Raw genomic sequence first — 2716 nt, forward strand, 5'->3', positions numbered from 1 at the left:
AGAGGCTCGAGGGACGCGGCGATGGCGTCCGAGGAGGACGGGTTGTCGTTGGACACTCCGAAGAAGCTCACCGGCACGTTGGTCACGGCGGACATCTGGCAGGCGAGCTGGCGAAGGTACTCGGTGAGCGGGGCCATCTGCAGCTGCGCGGACTGCCAGACCGTGGGCTTGTCGCCGTCGGGGTCTTTGGTGATCTCGTTGACAGCGCCCATGCTCGCGTCGTACTTGTTGCCATCGTTGAGCATCTTCTTGTAGGTTCCCAGAAGCCACGTCTGCGGCAGGGTCGCGGCCTCGGCGGCGACCTCCATGCGGGCGCGCTGTCGGATGGCGTCGTCGGTGATGCTCATCACGGAGCGGCTGATGCGCGAGGTGCCGAAGGGGCGCTCGAGAGTCGCGCCGTGTGCCATCGGCTCCATGAGGCAGCGCCCCATCGAGTGCTCGCGGTACTCGGCTACCCACGAGCCGCCGTCGCGCGTGAGCACCACGAGGCTGTCGTCGGTGAGCAGGTGCACCACGGTCGGCACGCGCTCGGTGTCGCCGGGCATCTTCTTGGACTCAGCCACGACGAGGCCCGCCCTGATGGCCTTGCGAGCGTCGTCCCAGAGCGCCGCCGCCGCGGTGGCGGGGTAAGCCGAGATGACCGGGTAGCCGCCGCCGTCCGTCACGGTCCAGAAGCCGCAGCAGTGCTTCAGCTCGCCGATGAGGTTCTTGCGGTAGAGGCGCTCCAGCTGGTTCGACTCGCAGATGGCGCGGAGGGCCTTGCTCGTACGCTCGTCCGCGCACGTGTAACCGTTGAAGATGGAGCGGTCGGCGAGTGCGTGCACGGCCTTGCGGGGCCAGTCCACGCGCGGGTTGATCTTCTTGGCGAGGCTCGCCGGCATGGCGATGCCGAGGTCCTTCACCGACACGTGCCCGAGGTAGTAGTCCTCGCGCTCGAGGTTGCTGGCTCGATGCTCGCGCCAGACGGTCATGAGCTCGCGGACGAGCGCCGCGTCGTCCGGCTCCAAGCCTGCGGCGGATGCTACCTGCCCCGCCAGTTCCATGTTCACTGCTGCCATCAGAAGCTGGCCTCCTGTTCCCTTCGCGGGTCTCGTTTCGTGGTTCTCGCCGCCCAGAGGGCGAGCGATGCGGACTCGATGGGTGCGGCGATGGAGTCGGGGCCGTCCGCGAAGCCCCATCCGTCCCTGCCTATGTCGCGCTTGAGCGACTTGCGCGCCGAGTCGTCGAGCGCCGGCGACTCGATGTGCGACAGCGTGCCCGAGTCGACCTCGTCCTTGAGCATCGACGCCGCAGCCTGCACGATTGCGGGCGTGCCCATCACGAGCGCGCACTTGCTGAAGCCGCCGTCGAGCATCCGCCGCTTGAGCGCGTCCGCTCCGGACTTGCCGTCGATGCAGGCGCACGCGATCTCGTCTCGGTTGCGCAGGAGCATGTCCGAGATCGCGACCGTTCCGCCCGAAGCGCCCATCACGTCGTACAGCTCGACGTAGGACGGTCCGTCCCTGTCGGCGAGCGCCCAGGACACCGCGGCGTTGGAGCCGTCTGCGGAGAACTTCACGCCGAAGGCGAGCTTTCCGTCAGTGGGCGCTGAGTCGCGTCGGCACCCGTCCCACTTCTTGGAGGACAGGGCGTAGAGGAGCGAGCCTCCCGTCTTCGCCCACCACCCGAGGCGCTCGCGCGCGAACACGTCGGGCTGCATCTGCTCGGACTCGCCCTTGACGGCCTCGTAGTTGAGCACGGTGCCCATGGACGGGTTGTACTCGTACCAGCGGGACTCGTCGTGGACGTCGCCTATCTCGTCCGCGCCCCACTCGATCCACGCCATCTCGGACTCGCCGTCGTGCACGTCGTCGTGGAGGTCGCGAAACACCGTGCCGACGTTGTCGGGGCCTGGCGGCGTTCCGAGGTAGATGGTCTGCGGGTTGTGCATCGCGCTCGCCGAGATTGCAGGCAGGGACGCCGCCTGCTGCGTGTCCGTGAGCTCCTGCGCCTCGTCGTAGATGAGCACGTCGTAGGTCTTGCCTCGCGCCAGCGAGTTGGTGCGGGTGGTGAAGCGAATGAGTCCGCCGTTCTTGAGGCTGATGGCCTGCTGCCCGTTCGTCTTGCGCACGGCGAGCAGGAGGTCGTGCAGCTCGGTCTCGTCCTCGTCCTCGAAAGGGTGGGACAGCTCCTTGAACATCTGGTCGGAGGTGTCGCCGTGCTGGCAGGTGTACAGGATCTTCTCGCCGTTGAGCGCGCCGTAGAAGCACCTGGCGCGCACGACCCAGCTCTTTCCGTTCTGGCGCGGGATGGAGATGCCCAGCGTGCGCAGCAGGTACTTGTCGCGCGCGTCGCGGGCCAGCATCGCGTCGAGCAGGTGCGGCTGCCACGGCAGCGGGTCGCCGAAGTAGGCGGTCGCGAGCTCGCAGGCCATCCCGCCGTCGCCGCTGAGGTCCTCCGGGACGTTGGCCTCGTATGTCGGCGTCTGCCTGGGCTCCATCAGGCGCCCGCCGCCTTGGCCTTGCGCTCGCGGTCGGCGAACATGAGGCTCAGCACCCTAGCGCCGTCGCTCTGCGGACGCGCCTGCTGCACCTGGATGGGCACCGCCTTGCGCGACAGCCCGAGCAGCTCGTTGAGCGCGCGTATCTCGGCTGTCGCCTGCTTGAGCACGGACACGGCGGGGTGCGGGCGCTCCATGATGGCGTGCCGCCCGTTCTTCGCCTTGACGGGCTTGTAG

3 protein-coding genes are annotated in these 2716 nt (G+C 68.1%); all 3 read right to left on the bottom strand.

From position 1 onward, the window contains the following. Window positions 1–1058 (bottom strand): phage portal protein (locus AB5164_RS07370; RefSeq protein WP_368147930.1); only part of this gene is annotated, 1058 nt, incomplete at its 3' end. Continuing rightward, window positions 1058–2260 (bottom strand): hypothetical protein, encoded by a 1203-nt coding sequence (locus tag AB5164_RS07375; RefSeq protein ID WP_368142588.1) that lies wholly within the window; start codon window positions 2258–2260, stop codon window positions 1058–1060. The genes AB5164_RS07370 and AB5164_RS07375, both read right to left, overlap by 1 nt. Before the next feature lie 218 nt (window positions 2261–2478). After that, a partial coding sequence (locus tag AB5164_RS07380) for a hypothetical protein (protein WP_368147931.1) occupies window positions 2479–2716 on the bottom strand: 238 nt, incomplete at its 5' end.

The organism is Collinsella aerofaciens (genome assembly GCF_040915425.1).
GTDB classification, from domain to species: Bacteria; Actinomycetota; Coriobacteriia; order Coriobacteriales; family Coriobacteriaceae; genus Collinsella; species Collinsella aerofaciens_BW.